This is a genomic window from Stenotrophomonas sp. STEN054 (genome assembly GCF_056854535.1).
The window spans coordinates 106,476-123,782 of record NZ_JBXFWG010000007.1 but is presented as its reverse complement, the minus strand read 5'-3'; the positions used below and the strand labels follow the sequence as shown (position 1 = coordinate 123,782).

14 protein-coding genes and 2 pseudogenes are annotated in these 17,307 nt (G+C 67.5%); 3 read left to right on the top strand and 13 right to left on the bottom strand.

Annotation, left to right across the window (positions count from 1 at the left end; all coding sequences use genetic code 11):
• Nucleotides 1-123: 123 nt before the first annotated feature.
• The 4 genes from AC1VXD_RS04605 to pip all read right to left on the bottom strand — a co-directional run bounded on the left by AC1VXD_RS04605 (nt 124) and on the right by pip (nt 5,407).
• Complete coding sequence (locus tag AC1VXD_RS04605) at nt 124-864, bottom strand: MgtC/SapB family protein (RefSeq protein WP_406236192.1); 741 nt, start codon at nt 862-864, stop codon at nt 124-126.
• Nucleotides 864-3,623 carry a magnesium-translocating P-type ATPase gene (mgtA, locus tag AC1VXD_RS04600; RefSeq protein ID WP_482991058.1) on the bottom strand — a complete coding sequence of 920 codons (2,760 nt, stop codon included), beginning with the start codon at nt 3,621-3,623 and terminating at the stop codon, nt 864-866. The genes AC1VXD_RS04605 and mgtA overlap by 1 nt, the downstream gene beginning before the upstream one ends.
• 55 nt (nt 3,624-3,678) lie before the next feature.
• On the bottom strand, nt 3,679-3,978 hold the full coding sequence (locus tag AC1VXD_RS04595; protein ID WP_482991057.1) for a hypothetical protein: 300 nt from the start codon (nt 3,976-3,978) through the stop codon (nt 3,679-3,681).
• Between the two features lie 472 nt (nt 3,979-4,450).
• On the bottom strand, nt 4,451-5,407 hold the full coding sequence (gene pip / locus AC1VXD_RS04590) for a prolyl aminopeptidase (protein WP_482991056.1): 957 nt from the start codon (nt 5,405-5,407) through the stop codon (nt 4,451-4,453).
• Nucleotides 5,408-5,540: 133 nt separating this feature from the next.
• Here pip and AC1VXD_RS04585 point away from each other — a divergent pair, with 133 nt between their 5' ends.
• The gene (locus tag AC1VXD_RS04585) at nt 5,541-6,212 is read left to right on the top strand and encodes a TraX family protein (protein WP_482991055.1); all 672 of its coding nucleotides are present in this window, start codon (nt 5,541-5,543) and stop codon (nt 6,210-6,212) included.
• Between the two features lie 20 nt (nt 6,213-6,232).
• A pseudogene (locus AC1VXD_RS04580) lies at nt 6,233-7,342 on the top strand (DNA glycosylase AlkZ-like family protein).
• A 15-nt stretch (nt 7,343-7,357) separates the two neighbouring features.
• On the opposite strand, the gene AC1VXD_RS04575 reads toward AC1VXD_RS04580, so the two are convergent.
• From AC1VXD_RS04575 to AC1VXD_RS04560, 4 genes are all read right to left on the bottom strand, one after another.
• Nucleotides 7,358-7,657, bottom strand: coding sequence for a hypothetical protein (locus tag AC1VXD_RS04575; RefSeq protein ID WP_482991054.1), 300 nt, complete (start codon nt 7,655-7,657; stop codon nt 7,358-7,360).
• A gap of 67 nt (nt 7,658-7,724) precedes the next feature.
• On the bottom strand, nt 7,725-9,470 hold the full coding sequence (locus AC1VXD_RS04570; RefSeq protein WP_482991053.1) for a sensor domain-containing diguanylate cyclase: 1,746 nt from the start codon (nt 9,468-9,470) through the stop codon (nt 7,725-7,727).
• Between the two features lie 113 nt (nt 9,471-9,583).
• On the bottom strand, nt 9,584-10,534 hold the full coding sequence (locus AC1VXD_RS04565; protein ID WP_482991052.1) for a cation diffusion facilitator family transporter: 951 nt from the start codon (nt 10,532-10,534) through the stop codon (nt 9,584-9,586).
• 69 nt (nt 10,535-10,603) lie between these two features.
• Nucleotides 10,604-11,263 (bottom strand): AprI/Inh family metalloprotease inhibitor, encoded by a 660-nt coding sequence (locus tag AC1VXD_RS04560; protein WP_482991051.1) that lies wholly within the window; start codon nt 11,261-11,263, stop codon nt 10,604-10,606.
• 207 nt (nt 11,264-11,470) lie between these two features.
• Here AC1VXD_RS04560 and AC1VXD_RS04555 point away from each other — a divergent pair, with 207 nt between their 5' ends.
• Nucleotides 11,471-12,061 carry a CHAD domain-containing protein gene (locus tag AC1VXD_RS04555; RefSeq protein ID WP_482991050.1) on the top strand — a complete coding sequence of 197 codons (591 nt, stop codon included), beginning with the start codon at nt 11,471-11,473 and terminating at the stop codon, nt 12,059-12,061.
• Between the two features lie 10 nt (nt 12,062-12,071).
• Here the strand turns inward: AC1VXD_RS04555 and AC1VXD_RS04550 are convergent.
• The 5 genes and pseudogenes from AC1VXD_RS04550 to paoA form a co-directional block, all read right to left on the bottom strand.
• A pseudogene (locus AC1VXD_RS04550) lies at nt 12,072-12,491 on the bottom strand (nucleotidyltransferase family protein); the annotation flags it as partial.
• The gene (locus AC1VXD_RS04545; protein WP_482991049.1) at nt 12,488-13,477 is read right to left on the bottom strand and encodes an XdhC family protein; all 990 of its coding nucleotides are present in this window, start codon (nt 13,475-13,477) and stop codon (nt 12,488-12,490) included. The pseudogene AC1VXD_RS04550 and the gene AC1VXD_RS04545, both read right to left, overlap by 4 nt.
• Nucleotides 13,474-15,675, bottom strand: a complete 2,202-nt coding sequence (paoC, locus tag AC1VXD_RS04540; RefSeq protein ID WP_482991048.1) for an aldehyde oxidoreductase molybdenum-binding subunit PaoC — start codon at nt 15,673-15,675, stop codon at nt 13,474-13,476. The genes AC1VXD_RS04545 and paoC overlap by 4 nt, the downstream gene beginning before the upstream one ends.
• Complete coding sequence (locus tag AC1VXD_RS04535) at nt 15,672-16,628, bottom strand: FAD binding domain-containing protein (protein ID WP_482991047.1); 957 nt, start codon at nt 16,626-16,628, stop codon at nt 15,672-15,674. Before AC1VXD_RS04535 ends, paoC begins: the two co-directional genes overlap by 4 nt.
• Nucleotides 16,625-17,272, bottom strand: a complete 648-nt coding sequence (paoA, locus tag AC1VXD_RS04530; protein WP_482991046.1) for an aldehyde dehydrogenase iron-sulfur subunit PaoA — start codon at nt 17,270-17,272, stop codon at nt 16,625-16,627. Before paoA ends, AC1VXD_RS04535 begins: the two co-directional genes overlap by 4 nt.
• Between the last annotated feature and the right edge of the window lie 35 nt (nt 17,273-17,307).

Here is a 17,307-nt window from a genome sequence, read left to right as displayed (position 1 = left end):
CGGGCCCCTGCCGGGGGTGGTCCGCCCCCGCGGGCGGGCGGGCGCGGGGGGGCCCCCGCCCCCCGCTACCGGTGGATGCCGATCACGCCGGCAATGCCCCGCCAGCGGCACTACCCGGGTGGGTCATTCTTCGAGGCTGGCATTCCAGAACCCCTGCAACACGCCGGGCGTGCCGGCCAGGTTCTCCAGCACCGCATCCAGTTCCGCAGCATCGACCGAGGTCGCATACAGCACCGCCTCGATCTCCACGTCGCGTTCGCCGAACGGCCGCTGGTCCACCGCCCGCACCGGGTACTGCGCCTGCTCGAGCAGCAACAGCAGCCGGTCCAGCACCTCGGCCTGTTGTTCGCGCTGGCAGACCACGTTGATCGCGTACGTCGCCTCGCTGAAACCCTGTGCCAGTGGCTGCCGCTGGATGCGGTTGACCACCGGCCGCAGCAGGGTGTTGGCGGCCAGCACGAACACCGCCGCCATCACCGCTTCCGGCAGCAGCTTGACGCCGGCACACGCACCGACCGCCGCCGAGCCCCACAGCGTGGCCGCAGTGTTCAGGCCCGAAACCTGTGCACCGTCCTTCATGATCGCGCCGGCGCCAAGGAAGCCAACGCCTGAGATCACGTAGGCGACCACGTGCAGCGGCGAGGGCGGGCCGCCGTACAGATCGTGGAAGCGCACCGCCAGATCGACGAACACCGCTGCACCCACCGCCACCAGCGTGTTGGTGCGCAGCCCTGCGGTGCGCTGGCGCAGCTGCCGCTCCAGCCCTATCGCGGCGCCGAGCACGAAGGCCACGGTCAGGCTCAGCAGCGAGCCCAGCGTCGCACCGGCGTCGAACGGCGGCAGGTTCACCTGCAGGCCCAGCATCACTGCCACCCGTAGCGGCGGATGTAGAGCCGCTTCATCGCCGTGGTCAGTACCGCATAGCCGAACAGGATTGCAACCAGGAACGGCCAGTAACCCAGCGGCAGGGCCTGCAGCTTGAAGTAGCCAGCCAGCGGGCTCATCGGCAGCAGCACGCCTATGGCCATGATCGCCGCGGTCATCAGAAGCAGGGCCGGCGCGGCGATGCTCTGCAGGAACGGCACCTTGGGCGTGCGGATCATGTGCACGATCAGGGTCTGGGTGAGCAGGCCGACCACGAACCAGCCGGACTGGAACAGGCTCTGGTCGGCCACCGTGCGCGCGTCGAACACATGCCACATCAGCGCGAAACAGCAGAGGTCGAAGATCGAGCTGATCGGCCCGAAGAACACCATGAAGCGCCCGATGTCGGCCGGGTTCCACTTCAACGGCTGGCGCACCAGCTCTTCGTCCACGTTGTCGAACGGGATGGCGACCTGCGAAACGTCATACAGCAGGTTCTGCACCAGCAGCTGCAGCGGCAGCATCGGCAGGAAGGGCAGGAACGCCGAAGCAACCAGCACCGAGAACACGTTGCCGAAGTTGGAACTGGCGGTCATGCGGATGTACTTGAGCATGTTGCAGAACGTGCGCCGGCCCTGGATGACGCCCTCCTCCAGCACCATCAGGCTCTTTTCCAGCAGGATGATGTCCGCCGCCTCCTTGGCGATGTCCACCGCGCTGTCCACGCTGATGCCGATATCGGCCGCCCGCAGGGCAGGGGCATCGTTGATGCCATCGCCCAGGAAGCCGACCACCTTGCCCTGCGCGCGCAGGCAGCGCACCAGCCGCTCCTTGTGCAGCGGCGTCAGGCGGGCGAACACCCGGTGCTGCTGCAGGGCATGCGCAAGCGAAGCATCGTCCATGCGTTCGATCTGCGGCCCGGTCACGATGGCATCGACCTCCAGCCCGACCTGGGCGCAGACACGGGCGGTCACCAGCTCGTTGTCACCGGTGAACACCTTGACCTCCACGCCATGCGCGGCCAATGCCTGCAAGGCCTGCGCGGTCGATTCCTTGGGCGGGTCGAGGAAGGCCACGTAGCCGACCAGGGTCAGGCCGCACTCATCGGCCTGCGAATACACCGACTGGCTGGCCGCGGTCTCCTTCATCGCAACGGCCACCACGCGCAGGCCCTGTTCGTTCAGTTCCTGGGTGGTCTGCCGCACCCGCGCCAGCCGCGCCGCATCCAGCGGCTGGTCGATGTCGCCCTCGCGCACGGTGCTGCACACCGCCAGCATCTCCTCCACCGCGCCCTTGCAGATCAGCTCGTGGTGATCCTCGCGCTCGGCCACCACCACCGACATGCGGCGGCGCTGGAAGTCGAACGGAATCTCGTCGACCTTGCGGTAGTCCTGCGACAGGCGCAGCGAGCTCTGCAGCTCCACGTGCTCGAGCACGGCACGGTCGAGCAGGTTGATGAGCCCGGTCTGGAAGTGGCTGTTGAGGTAGGCGAACTTGAGCACGTCCTCCGAATCCTGGCCGAACACATCGGTGTGGCGCTCCAGCGCGATGCGGTCCTGGGTGAGGGTGCCGGTCTTGTCGGTGCACAGCACCTCCATCGCACCGAAGTTCTGGATCGCGTCCAGGCGCTTGACGATGACCCGCTGCCGCGACAGCAGCACCGCGCCCTTGGCGAGGGTGGAGGTGACGATCATCGGCAGCATCTCAGGGGTCAGCCCGACCGCCACCGACAGCGCGAACAGGAAGGCTTCGGTCCAGTCGCCCTTGGTCCAGCCGTTGACGAGCAGCACGAACGGCACCATCACCAGGGCGAAGCGGATCAGCAGCCAGCTGACACTGTTGACCCCCGCCTGGAACGCGGTCGGCGAACGCTCGGTCGCGGTGCTGCGCTGGGCCAGCGTGCCGAAGTAGGTGCGGTTGCCGGTGGCCAGCACTACCGCCGTGGCCGTGCCGGACACCACATTGGTGCCCATGAACAACAGGTTGGCCTGTTCCATCAGGCCGGCCTCGGCGTCACCGGGGCTGGCGAATTTCTCTACCGGCAGCGACTCGCCGGTCATCGCCGCCTGGGCGACGAACAGGTCCTTGGCGCTCAGCACGCGGCAGTCGGCCGGGATCATGTCGCCGGCCGAGAGCACGATGTGGTCGCCCGGTACCAGTGCACGGATCGGCAGGTCCAGCAGGCGCGAGGGGCGACGGCTGTGCAGGTGCGCGCCGAAGTACTGGTCGGCCAGTTCCGCCGCTTCGGTGCCCGCGCTGCGGCGCAGGACCCGCGAGGTGTTGCCGACCAGCGCCTTCAGCCGCTCGGCCGCGCGGTTGGAGCGGCCCTCCTGCACGAAGCGGATGAGGGTGGAGAGCACCACCATCGCAGCGATCACCGCCGTGGCCTTGGCGTCCTCGGTCAACCAGGACACCGCCGCCAGCACGCTGAGCAGCAGGTTGAACGGATTGCGGTAGCACTGCCACAGATGGCGCCACCACGGCAGCGGCTTTTCGTGATCGACTTCATTTGGACCGAGACGGGCCAGGCGATCAGCGGCCTCCTGCGGGCTGAGGCCGTCGCTGTGCGAATCCAGCGCGGCCAGCAGGCGGGATTCATCGAGGCGGGCCAGGGTCAGCAGTCCATCGGTGAGCGCGGAGGGCGCGGCATCTGCCGCACCACGGCCAAAGCCGGCCTCTGGCAGGGCGCGGCGGCGGAACAGGCTGCCCGCGCGGCGGCTGCGCAGGAAGGCGTTGAACCAAGCGTTGAGCAGGCTCATGGGATCATCCTCGAAAGTGCCGACCCGGGCGTGCCGGGTCGCGAAGTAGCGTGGGTCAGGCGCGGCGCAGGGCCAGCACGGACGGCGACCACGGCTGCAGGTGCAGGCGCTGGCTGCCACCAATGCACAGGGGCTTCATGGCGTCGCGCAGGGGGTGGGGCAGGTGGCGCAGCACGGTGATGCGCTCGCTGATCGGCAGCATCGACAGCGCGTCGGCGACGACCCGCGGTGAGCCGAGCGCCAACGCATGGGCGAACAGCACCGGGCCGCGCTGCAGCAGGCGGCTGCGCAGGCCGGCGACATCGCGCTCACCGATCAGGCGGCGCAGGCTGATGTAGAGGATCTTGTAGGACATGGGGAAACTCCGGGCAGGCGACGCCCGGGGCCCCCATCACGCGTGCGGACAGGGACCGGCGATGGGCGCCAGCAGGAAACAGGGGGCGGCACTCCGGGGCGCGGTGCGCCCGGCAGGGTCGGGGTCCATCAGCGTCTCCTCCGGTGGGGTCTGTGGTGGCCGGTGGCGCTATTGTCCGCGCGCGGCCGCGCCGGGCCTAGATGCCCGTGGGTAAGCGCGGATATACGTTGGTATAAAGGGCGCGCTCTGCCGCGGTGGGTGCCGACCTCTGGTCGGCACTGCTGCCTGCGCGCAGGGGCATCCACGCATGGCGTGGATCTACTGGGGGTCGCGACGGCATCCACGCATGGCGTGGATCTACTGGGGTCGCGACGGTATCCACGCATGGCGGGGATCTACTGGGGGTCGCGACGGCATCCACGCATGGCGTGGATCTACTGGGGTCGCGACGGCATCCACGCATGGCGTGGATCTACAGACCTGTGGAACGGTCCGCGAAGGCGTCGGTCGCGCGGACCAGCGCGTCGGTGGTGGCCGGTTCGGTCGCGCTGTGCCCGGACAGCACCATCTCCAGCCGGGCTTCCGGCCAGGCGCAGGACAGGTCCCAGGCGCTGCGGGCCGGGCAGATGATGTCGTAGCGCCCCTGCACGATCACTGCGGGCAGGTGGCGGATGCGATCGACGTCGCGCAGCAGCTGGCCGTGCTCGAGAAATGCGTTGTGGCGGAAGTAGTGCGCTTCGATGCGGGCCTTGGCCAGGATATCCAGCGGATCGGCATCGGAGACCGCATCGACATCGTGCACCAGCGTGGCGGCGTGGTCTTCCCATCCCAGCCAGGCAAGGCCCGCGGCAATGCGTGTGTCCTGGTCGGCGCTGTCCAGCCGCTTCCAGTACGCGGCAATCAGGTCGCCACGCTCGTCCTCGGGAATATGCGTTTCGTAGCGCGCCCAGCGTTCGGGGAAGATCCAGCGGGCGCCGCCGTCAGCCTCGGCGAACCAGGCGTTCTCCTCGGCGCGACCCAGGTATACACCCCGCACGATCACGCCGGTTGCGCGCTCCGGATGCGCCTGCGCATAGGCGAGGGCAAGGGTGGAGCCCCAGGAGCCGCCGAACACAAGCCAGTGCTCGATACCGAGGTGCGCGCGCACCCGCTCGATGTCCTCCACCAGGTGCGCGGTGGTGTTGTCACGCAGTTCGCCGAACGGCGTGGAGCGACCGCAGCCGCGCTGGTCGATCAGCACGATGCGGTACCGCGCCGGGTCGAAGAAGCGACGATGCGTGGGCGAGACGCCGGCCCCCGGGCCACCATGCAGGAACACGGCGGGGATGCCCTCCGGGTTGCCGCACTCTTCGATATGCAGCGTATGCAGTGCGTCCACGGCAAGGCGATGCTCGCGGTAAGGCGTGATCGGCGGAAAGAGCGTACGCATGGCGGTGTCTCACGTGCAGGAACGACAAGCATAGCGCTGCCTGCAGGACGGCGTCGCATCGCGCGTGGTTCCAGTATCCTCGGCGTACAGGGACGGCCGTGCGCGCGCAGGCTGCCATCACTCCGGGAGCGGCATGGACCAGCAGGATGCAGCGAAGCAGGGCGTAGTGCCGTATACGCTCAGCAGTGGCGGACGCGAGCTGCTGAAATGGGTCGCGCTTGTGCTGATGACCGGCGACCACGTCGCCAAGGTCGTGTTCGGTGGCTATGTGCCGGTTGTCAGCGAGCTGGGGCGCGTCGCGTTTCCGCTGTTCGCGCTGGTGATGGCCTGCAACCTGGCCCAGCCCGGCGCTGACCTCGGCAGATCGATCCGGCGCCTGCTGCTCTGGGGGGCGATTGCCCAGCCGCTGCATCTGCTGGCCTTCGGTCAGCCACTTCCGTTGAACATACTGCTGACCTTCGTCGTTGCGGCGCTGGCCGTGCTCGCGCTGGCGCAGGGCCGGGCCTGGCTGATACTGCTGGCGGGTGGCGTGCTGCCGATGCTGGTCGACTACCAGTGGGCGGGTGTGGCGCTGGTGGTGCTGGGCTGGATCGCGTTCCGCAACCGGCTGTGGTGGCTGCCGCTGGTGGCCTTGGCCGCGCTGTGCTGGACCAATGGCAATGGCTGGGCGCTGCTGGCGGTGCCACTGCTGTGGGCAGTGGCCCGGGTGCCGTGGCGGGTGCCACGCTGGCGCTGGTCATTTTATCTCTACTACGTGGGCCATCTGGCGGTGCTGGCGGGCTATGTGATGGTGGTCGGCCGCTGAGCGATCGTTGACAATGGGGCATGCCCGCTACACCGACCCTCGATGATCTGCGCCGCCATGCCATTGCGCGCACGCTGTTCAGGCCAACAACCCTGCTGGCGGCCATCCGTCGCCTCGGGTTCGTGCAGGCCGATCCCATCCGGGCACCGGCCCGCGCCCAGGACCTGACCCTGCGCCATCGGGTCAAGGGCTATCGGGCCGGTGATCTGGAACGACGCTACGCGCGCCTGCCGGTGGAAGAGGATTGCCTGGTCAACTATGGTTTTCTGCCGCGCGAACTGCTGGCATTGATGCACCCGCGGGTCTCATCGCGGGTTTGGGATGCGGCGACCCGCCGCAGGGCGGCTGAGGTCCTCGAATTCGTTCGGGCGCGTGGCAGCGTGCATCCACGCGAGGTGGACCAGGCCTTCGCGCATGGCCGGGTGAGCAACTACTGGGGCGGCACCAGCAACGCCAGCACCCATCTGCTCGATGGCATGCACTACCGCGGCATGCTGCGGGTGCAGCGGCGCGACAGCGGAACACGCATCTACAGCGTGGCCGATCACCCACAGGTAGACACCGGCGCGGCCGCGCAGGCGGAGCGTGCCGCCGCCCTGGTCGACGTGGTGGTGCACAAGTACGCGCCCCTGCCGGCCGCCAGCCTGACCTACCTGGTGCGCCTGCTCGGCTATGGCGCGCCACACCTGGCGGCACCGCTGCAGCAGGCGCTGCGAGAGGCCCGGCATACGCTGGCCAGCGGCGTTGTCGAGGGGACGACCTGGTACTGGCCCGTGGAAGAGAATCCGCGCTCGTGGCGCTTCGCCGTGGATGAGCAGGTTCGCCTGCTGGCCCCGTTCGATCCGGTGGCGTGGGATCGTCGCCGCTTCGAGCTGCTCTGGGGCTGGACCTACAAGTTCGAGGCCTACACCCCCGCAGCGAAGCGGCGGTTCGGCTATTACGCACTGCCGATGTTGTGGCGCGACCAGATCATCGGCTGGGCCAACCTCACGGCGTGAGAGGGCAGAATGCAACCGGCGTTGGGTTACGTCACTGGCAAGGCGCCGCGCGAAGCAGCGTTCCGCGTGGCGCTGGACGATGAACTGCAGCGCATGAATGACTTCCTGCACGGGCCAGGCAGCGGATCCTGACCGGCGCCTCTCCAGTCATCCACGTCCTCGACCTGGCAGCGGCGCCACACCGGCCGTGGCGACGGCCGACGAGGTGACGGCCATGACGTGGTCGCACTCCGCCAGCCGCGCGTTGGCCACGGCCTGGGTCGCGCCGCAATGAGTGCAGGCGAGGACGGTGCCGCCATCCAGCCGCGCGATCTGTGCACCTTCGCTGCGCGAGACCTCACCGCAGGCTTCGCAACGCAGTGCCATCGAACGGATCTGCACGATGACGCCTGCGGGGCCCCTGTCTGCATCGAGAGCCAATACGAAAAAACGTCCGGTATTGGGCATGGCACTGTCTCCGTGGAACCTGCAGACAGGGTGCCCGCAGCGCTCGCTGGAGGGCGTGATGGAAGGCTTAATCGGATGTGGACGCAGACGTCCCCCGCACCAAGCCGTCATTCTCGCGATGGACCCGACGGGCCCGCTCGCGGGCGCTGTACAACCCGTTGTCGGCGCGATGGATGGTGTCGGCGACCAGCTCGCCAGGGGCATGCGTGGCGGCGCCCATGGAGAACGCGATCGGGGCGAGGCCGGCGTTATGCTCGTACCAGTCCAGCAGCGCCTGCAGGCGCTCGCGGGCCGGCTGGATCAGCACCACCATGAATTCATCGCCGCCCAGCCGGACTTCGCTTTCCCCGGCACCCAGGGGCGAGCGCAGGAAGGCAGCAAACCCGACAAGGATGGCATCGCCGCGACGATGGCCCTGGGTGTCGTTGACCTGTTTGAAGTGGTCCAGGTCGAACACTACGCAGGCCCAGGATTCGGTCTCCAGCTGTTCCAGGCGGTGCAGGTAGCGGCGGTTGTGGCACAGGGTCAGCGGGTCGCGCTGGGACAGTTCGCGCAGGCGTTCTTCCTGCTGCCGCAGCGCGGTGACGTCCTGCGCGTGGCCGAGCACGAAGGGCGGGTGCGCCTCGCTGTCGAGGACGTTGTTGTAGGCCCAGTAGCGGCGGCTGCCATCGGCGGCGATCAGCTCGATCACGCCGGCGTCGGTGTGGTTGCTCTCGATCCGCGCCAGATAGGCCTTGAAGGCATCGCGCTTGTCCGCAGGCATCAGGTCGCACAGGCTGCGGCCGACCATCTGGCTCTCGGGGAACCCCAGCGACTGTACCGCCGCCGGGTTCACCGAGGTCACAGTGCCGTCGAGGGTGTGCGTGCAGATCAGGCCCAGGCTGTAGTGGAAAAGGCGCCGGTAGCGCACCTCGCTGGCCTCCAGCGCGTCCAGCACCGCGCGTTCCTCGGTGATGTCCTGGATGGCCCCGACCAGGCGTGGCCGCCCCTCGACCTGCTGGCGGCTGCCGACCACGCGCGTCCAGATCGCGCGGCCGTCGGCGGTGGCCATCGGCAGCTGCACTTCCCACGGGGTTCCCGCTTCGATGCAGCGCTGCACCGAGGCCCTGATGATGGCGCGGCTGTCCTCGCGGTAGAACGAGAGGGCGCTGTCCAGGGTCGGCTGGTAGCTGGCCCGCACGCCATGGATCTGCTTGGTTTCGCGGGTCCAGCGCACCTCGTTGCTGGTCAGATCCAGTTCCCAGCCACCGACCTTGGCCGCAGTATTGGTACGTTCGAGGAAATCCTCGCTGCGCTTGAGGTCGCTGTGCAGGCGCTGCGCCTGGTCGACTTTCAGCAGCAGCGTGGCGCGCTGTTCCAGTACCTGGGTGGTGACCCGGCCCAGGTGCACCATCAGTTCGCGCTGCGATGGTGAAAGGACGCCGGGCATTGTGTCGAACAGACACAGGGTTCCGATGCGTGCGCCCTGAGCGCTACTGACCGGGATGCCGGCGTAATGGCGAATGCGCGGCCCGCCGGTGACCAGCGGATTACCGGCGAACATAGAATCCTGGCGCGCATCGGGAACCTCCATGAACGCGTCGCGCTCGATGGCGTGCGTGCAGAAGGAAATGTCGCGCGGCGTTTCGCTGGTATCCGGCAGTCCGATATTGGCCTTGAACCATTGCCGGTGCTCGGCAACGATGGAGATCAGGCCCATCGGCATGCCGGTGGCGGTCTGGGCGGCGGCCACGATCGCATCGAAGACGGGTTCGGACGGAGTGTCGAGAACTCCCAGACGCTCGATCTCGCAAAGTCGGAAAGCTTCATCCATAACTGGCGCGCTGGCTTCTGCGGGGAAGGGCGGGGCAGGCCCCACGCTAGTGGGGTAATTGTTAGCATCCCGCGTTGCTTGGTGATGCCCGCGTGAGGTCGGCCGACCGCGTTTCAGGTGTGTTTCTTCAGGGCGGCCCGCCGTGCAGCGAAGACTTCCGGGGTCTGCGGCTTGACGAACAATGCCACCAGCTCGGGAAATTCGTCCTTGACCGCCGTCTCGATACGGGTGATGCAGGCTTCGATCTGCGGTGTGCGGCGGTCGTCCTCGAACTCGGCACTGAGCATGGCGACCACTTGTTCCGGACCCATCTGCATGGTGGTCACGCCATTTGCACGCAGCACATCGGGATCGGTCGCCGCCACCGCCATGATCCGCTTTGCCACCGCCGGGTGCGCCGGCTCACCCACCAGCAGGCCCTTGGTTTCGCGGGCAAGCAGGAAGGCGGTCACCGCGAGCACGGCGGCGATGCACAGCGAGGCCACTCCGTCGAGCACGGGCATGTCCAGCAGCTGCGCAGCGAGCAGTCCGGCGAGCGCGAAGCCCAGGCCGAGCAGCGCCGCGCTGTCTTCCAGCAGCACCGTGAAAGTGGACGGGTCCTTGCTGCGCCGGAAGGCCTCGAAGTAGCCCATCGCCCCCTTGCTGCGGCGGAACTCGCGCAGGGCGATGTACCACGAGCTGCCCTCGAACAGCAGTGATATGCCCAGCACTGTGTAGCTGAGGGCGTGGTTCGTGGCTGGCTGCGGATGGCGGATGTGCTGGATGCCTTCGTAGGCCGATACACCGGCGCCGGCGGCGAACACCAGCAGGGCGACGATGAAGCTCCAGAAATACAGCTCACGCCCATAACCGAACGGATGCAGCGTGTCGGGTGACTTCTCGGCACGGCGCAGGCCGTACAGCAGCAGGACCTCGTTGAGCGTATCGACCAGCGAATGCACGCCTTCGCTCAGCATGGCCGAACTGCCGGAGATGCCGGCGGCGACGAACTTGGCGATGGCGATGGCAAGGTTGCCGAACAGTGCGGCGTAGACGACCAGGCGTGAGCCTGTGGGAGCGGCCATGTCAGGGGGCAGGTGGAATGGACACCCCATGGTGCGATGGGGGGTGTCCGTGCCGCGTATACGGTCCGCTCAACGCTGCCGCGGGTTGAGGTAGATGCGGGTGCCGTCCGACTCGCGGCGGCCCGACCAGCGTCCGCCACCGCTCGGGCGGAAGCGGCCGATGACCTGGTTGCTGGTATCGGTCAGCAGCAGCTGGTTGCCGGACAGCAGCCAGCGGTTGACCGGGTAGAAGCCATCGGGGCAGCCAGCCGGCACCCACGCGCCGTAGCCGCCGAACCACTGGCTGTCCTTCAGGGTGATGGTGCAGCTGCTGCCGTTCTCCTGACCCAGCGTCCAGTCGCCGAACAGATCGCTGTCGTTGATCGGGGGGCCACCCCGGTGGCGATCCTGGCCCCAGTCGTCACCGCGGTTGTCGGGGCGGCCAGTGTCCACTTCCACGTCGGAAACGTCGCTGCGTGATTCCGAATGCGAACTGCCGGTGGTCGTGGTCTCGGTGGTCATCGATCCCATGTTGCCGAAACCGGAATCGCCCTGCGTCTGATCGCTGCCATCCTTGCCGGTGCCGGTGTCCGACTGGGTGGTGACGGTGGTCTGCGAGCTGCTGCTGGATGACTGCGTGGTGGTGGAGTCCTGGCCGAATCCGATCGACGCGTCCTGGGCCACGGCAGCGGCAGGGAGGGCAAGGCTGCACAGCGCCAGCAGCCCGTAGTGCGGAAAGAGCTTGGCCATCATGGAATCCTCGTTGGGGAACGCTGAAACCGCTGATCTGCGCGTGGTGCGGCAGCCTCCCGCACCGGCGGAGCATAGCGCCGGCTGTGGGGGGCGGCGTGAGGGTGGCGTGCGGATGCAGGGCCCCCGCGCGTGGCCGGTGCAATGTGAACGGGGCAGCCCGGGGCTGGGGCTACACTGCGAATTCACCCACGCGGGGCAGTCCCGATGTCCGCAGCAGACCCTGGCCACCTGGTTCGAAAACGGGCGACGCAGGAGTGCCGCTCGATCATCGCGGCATTGTCGGCGTCGGACGATCCGCATGCCGCCATCCATGCCGCGCGCAAGGCGATCCGCCGCCTGCGGGTGCTGCTGGCGCTGTTGCAGGATTCGGCGATGGAGCTGAAGGACGAGGAGCGCAGCTTGCAGCGTCTGGGCGACAGCCTGTCCGATCTGCGCGACGCCCATGTGGTGGTGCGGGCCGCGGTCTACCTGCCGGGCGCGCACGCGGCCGCAGCGTGGCCGGTCATCACCGCCCGCCTGGTCCAGCGCCGCGACCGTATCGACGCCGTCGTGGTCGCGTCGGGCCGCGCCTGGCTAAGGCCTTCAGGTGCCGCTGCGCTCGCCGGGCATGGCCCGGCGCTACCGGTCGTCATTCCGGCGGCGTATCGATCCACCCGGCGGCAGATGCGGCGCGTAGATCATCCGGGTTGTCGATGTCACTTAGGCACACGTCGCTGGCACAAAGGGCGACGCCCGGGGTCTGCCGCAGGCGGCGACCGAAACCGTGTTCGCTACCGCCCTGCGGCAGGTCGTTGAACCACGCGGCGGGGACGACGGCCGGCGAGCCCGGTACGCCACCTTCCAGCGTGGCAGCGCAGTGGCACGGCGTGCTGGCCGCAGCATCGAGCAGGTCGCGAAGATGTGCTGCATGGAGGCGGGGCTGGTCGCAGACCAGGACCAGCACGTGGCGGGCGGTGCCGAGGTGCGGCGCTGCCAGCCGGAGACTGCTGCCGATGCCCAGCGCGGGCGCGGGATTCTCTACCTGGACGGCGCGCAGTCCGCTCAGTTCCGAACCAAAAGCGGGGCCCTGCGGCGTCACGACGATCAGGACATCCGGATCTGTTTCAGAGGCCAGCCGCGCCGCACGCCGCAACAATGATTCTCCATCGACCTGCAGCCACTGCTTGGGTCGGCCCAGCCGATGGCTCAGCCCGGCGGCGAGCACCACAGCAGCGTGCCCGCTCATGTACCGCCCAGTGCGCTGCCATGACGCCATGCCTGCAGCTGGGCGGTGATGCTCAGGGCGATTGCCTCGGGCCCCCGTCCGCCCAGTGCCAGGCCGATGGGTGAGCGCAGCCGGGGCTGAAGTGCGGCGCGCGTTTCTGCATTCAGCACCTTGAACAGATCCTCCCTGCGCTGGCGAGGGCCCAACAACCCGATGAAAGGAATTCCTGATAGGGCAAGCAATCGCAACGCATCCAGGTCCAGCTCGAAGTTGTGGTGCATGACCAGTGCCGCATCCACCTGGCGGTCTGCTTGCACCTCGATGTTCTGCTGCACCAATGGCAGGCGCGCCTGCCACGCCCTTCGCGGCTCCACGATCTGTATCAGCCAGCCCTGGTGTTCCAGCATCGGCACCAGCGTCAAGGCCTCAGGTCCAGCGCCATGCAGCTGTACCAGCGGTGGCCGGTGCCACTGCAGGCGCCATGCACTGGTGTCGATGGCCTCGTCGCTCTCGAGCACCGGCACTTGGGTGCAGAACGAAGATCCAGCGCAGCGACCTTCTACAAGACCCGTGGTTGCCAGGGACATGTACAGGGTGTCGCGGCCCTGCAGCCAGGCATCCAGGCAGCCTGCCAAGCCCGGCAACCGGTGCAACGGCAGCAGTGCGATCCACTGGCAGCCGCGACAGCCCACGGCGTTGCCGGAGAACAGCGCCGCATCATCACGGGTATCAATCTTTACCCAGGTAACGCGTCCTTCGGCTGCAACCCTGCAGGCCGCACGTGCGAGTTCCGGCTCGAGACAGCCGCCACTGAGCCAGCCGATCTGTTCGTCGCCGGCGAACAACACGCAGGTCCCCGCACGGCTGTAGGTCGAGCCCTCGGTCTGCACCACGATGGCCAGCACCGCCGGAGAGCGCTTGCGCGCGGCATCGGCAGCAGCACGCAGTACGGGCCGTGCATTGCCCGTTTCAAGGTCCAGCGGTGCGGGAAAGAGCACTGTTGTCATGCGAGGTCCGGCAGGCCCGCGAGCAGCTTGTCCAGCGTCAGTGGGTAGTTCCTGACCCTTACACCGGTTGCGTTGTAGACGGCGTTGGCGATGGCGGCACTGACACCACACAGACCCAGCTCGCCGACGCCCTTGGCTTTCATCGGGGATGACACCGCATCTGCCTCGTCGAGGAACACGACCTCCTGGTGCGGCACATCGGCATGCACGGGAACCTCGTAGCCTGCAAGGTCATGGTTGACGAAGAAGCCCAGGCGTGGGTCGACGATCAGTTCCTCCGACAGCGCAGCGCCGATGCCCATCGTCATCGCGCCGATGACCTGGCTGCGTGCCGTCGTGGGATTGAGGATGCGCCCCGCAGCGCAGACGGCCAGCATCCGCCGGATGCGCGTTTCGCCCGTCGCGACATCAACGCCGACCTCGACGAAATGCGCAGCGAAGGTCGATTGCTGGAACTTCTCCTGCAGGGTGCCAAACTCGATGCTGTCCTCGGCAACGACTTCGCCACTGCGAGTTGCCTCTGTCAGGGCAGCGCGTCGTTGCCCACCGATGACATGGCCGTCTTCGAACCGTGCCACGGCAGCATCCATTCCCAGAGCGCTGGCGACCTTGGTCCGCAATGCCATGCAGGCCGCGTAGACACCTGCAGTAGAACTGTTGGCACCCCACTGGCCACCGGAGCCGGCGGCAACCGGAAAGCGCGAGTCGCCCAGCTTCACCGTGACCTGGTCCAAGGGAACACCCAGCATCTCTGCAGCGGTCTGGCCGATGATGGTGTAGCTACCGGTGCCGATATCGGTCATGTCGGTCTCGACGGTCACGTGCCCATCAGTGGCGAGGCGCACGCGCGCGCCGGACTTCATCACCAGGTTGTTGCGGAAGCCCGCTGCCACACCCATGCCGACCATCCAGCGTCCATCTCGATTGGCGGCCGGGACAGTGCTGCGACGCTTCCAGCCGAAGCGCGAGGCGCCTGACTGCAGGCACTGCACCAGTTGTCGCTGCGAAAATGGGCGAGACGGATCGCTGGGGTCGACCTGCGTATCGTTGCGGATGCGGAACTCGATCGGATCCAGTCCGACCTTCTCTGCCATTTCATCCATGGCGATTTCCAGGGCCATCAGTCCGGGCGTCTCGCCGGGCGCGCGCATTGCATTGCCTTCGGGAAGATCCAGCGCAGCCAATCGCATGGCCGCCAGCCGATGCGCGCCAGCATACAGAAAGCGGGTCTGCTGCACGGCTTCCTCGGGCGAGCCGCCCGGCAGATTGCCTGACCAGGATTCGTGTCCGATGGCGGTCAACGTTCCGTTCGGGGATGCGCCCAGCCGGATGCGCTGGATGGTCGCGGGGCGGTGGGTCGTATTGTTGGCGACCAGCGGGCGCTGCAGCGCCACCTTGACCGGGCGCTTCGCCGCACGTGCCGCGAGCGCTGCGAGAAGGGCATCGGAGCGCAGGAACAGCTTTCCGCCGAAGCCGCCGCCAATGTAAGGCGAAACCAGCCGTACATTGTCCTTGGGTATGCCCAGCGTCCTGGCCAGGTCCGTTCGACCCCAGTCGATCATCTGGTTGGATGTCCATACGGTCAGGTGGTCACCGTCCCAGGCCGCCAGCGTTGCATGCGGCTCCATCATGGCGTGTGACTGATCAGGAGTGTGATACGTCACATCGAGGGTGATGTCGGCCTGCTGGAACGCCTTTTCGAAATCGCCCACCCGGGCATCGGGTTCGGGCGTTTTCAGTGCCGCCTCATCCTTGCGGGCCGCAGCCAGGTCGAATGAGCCGTGCCGGGGCGCATAGCGCACGCGGACCTTGGCGGCCGCCGCGCGTGCCTGCTCGAAGGTCTCGGCAACCACCACCGCCAGCGCCTGATGATAGTGGCTGATGGTCGGGCCACCGAGCAGCGGCGCAGCGTTTCGCTTCACGCGCTGCAGCGGCCCCGCAGTGTCGGCAGTGACGATGGCCAGGACGCCTGGCGAGCGACGGGCGGGCTCAAGATCCAGTGACGCGATGGTTCCGGTGGCGATCCCTGCGCCGACCACCACGCCGTAAGCCGGCGTTTCGGGCAGCGCGTCGTACCACTCGTAGGCGTAGGTTGCCTTTCCCGAGACTTTCAATGGACCGTCGATGCGGGGATGCGGTTGCCCGACGACCTTTTTTGCATCGATGGGATTGGTGCCAGCAGGCGTAGTGAACTTCATGCGTGCGCCCTCACGTCCTGCAGGATGGATGCCAGCGTGCGTTCGGCCAGCACCGCCTTGAAGCGGTTCTGGTCGGTCGGTGCCGCACCCTGCAGCAGCGTCGACATGACCGCCTTGGCTCCCTGCGGCAGCGCGGCGTCGGCGGCGTCGCTGCGCCATGGCTTGTAGGCCACGCCGCCCAGCGCGATGCGTCCGCTGCCATCGGCCTGCACGATGGCAGCAACCGAAACCAGCGCAAACGCGTAGGAAGCGCGGTCACGCACTTTCCGATAGACCTGGCTGCCACCTGCCGGGGGTGGCAGGATCACCGCCTGGATCAGCTCGCCTCGCAGCAGCGTTGTCTCCAGGTGTGGCGTTGCTCCCGGCGGGCGGTACAGTGCATCCAGCGCGATGAGCCGACGCGCGCCGTCGGCACGCAGTGTTTCCACCGATGCGCCCAATGCCATCATGGCGACCGCCATGTCGCTGGGATGCGTGGCGATGCAGTCTGCGCTGCCGCCGATGATCGCCAGTTGCCGGCTTGCGCCTCCAACTGCGGCACAGCCGCTGCCCGGCAGGCGCTTGTTGCAGGCCTGGGCCGTATCGTAGAAGTAGGGGCAGCGCGTGCGTTGCAGCAGATTGCCTGCCGTGGTTGCCTTGTTGCGCAGCTGTCCCGAGGCACCCGACACCAGCGCCCGGGTCAGCAAGCCGTAGTCGCGGCGGACGCGGGCGTCTGCGGCCAGATCGGTATTGCGCACGAGTGCACCGATCCGGAGGCCGCCGTCGGCCGTCGCTTCGATACCATCCATGCCCAGCCCGTTGACATCGATCAGATGCGTCGGCGTTTCCACTTCCAGCTTCATCAGGTCGAGCAGGTTGGTGCCCCCTGCGATGAAGCGTGCGCCCGGTGCGCGCGTGGCGGCGGCAATGGCATCGGCCGCGCTGGCGGGGCGTTCAAAAGTGAATGCCCTCATGAGCGCTTCCCCGCGGCATCCTGGATCGCTTCGATGATGTTGGAGTAGGCGCCGCAGCGGCAGATATTGCCGCTCATCCGTTCGCGGATCTCTTCAGATGTCAGGGCCGCAGGCTCGTCCAGCCGTGCAGTGACGTGGCTGGGGACACCCCGCTGGATCTCATCGAGCACCGCCACGGCCGAGCAGATCTGGCCCGGCGTGCAGTACCCGCACTGGAAACCATCATGCTTGACGAAGGCGGCCTGCATGTCGCTGAGGTTGCCAGGTGATCCCATGCCCTCGATGGTGGTGATGCTGGCGCCCTCATGCATCACGGCCAGAGTCAGGCACGCATTGATGCGACGGCCGTCAACTAGGACCGTGCAGGCACCGCACTGCCCATGGTCGCAGCCTTTTTTCGTGCCTGTCAGCTGCAGGTGCTCACGCAGCGCATCTAGCAGGGTGACCCGGGTGTCGAGCAGTAGGGAGCGGCTAGCACCGTTCACCTTGAAGGTCACCTGCATGGTGACCGGGGCGCGTGCGGAGGAGCGGTCGGCCTCGGCGGCGGCCGCGACAGCGGAGGGCATGGCCATGGTGGTGGCCGAGCCCGCACTGAGCTTAAGCATGTCGCGCCGCGTGAGCGGAAGCTTGGAAGGGGGATTCATCGTGACTCCGCTGGCTGCAGTCGGCTGACGGGATT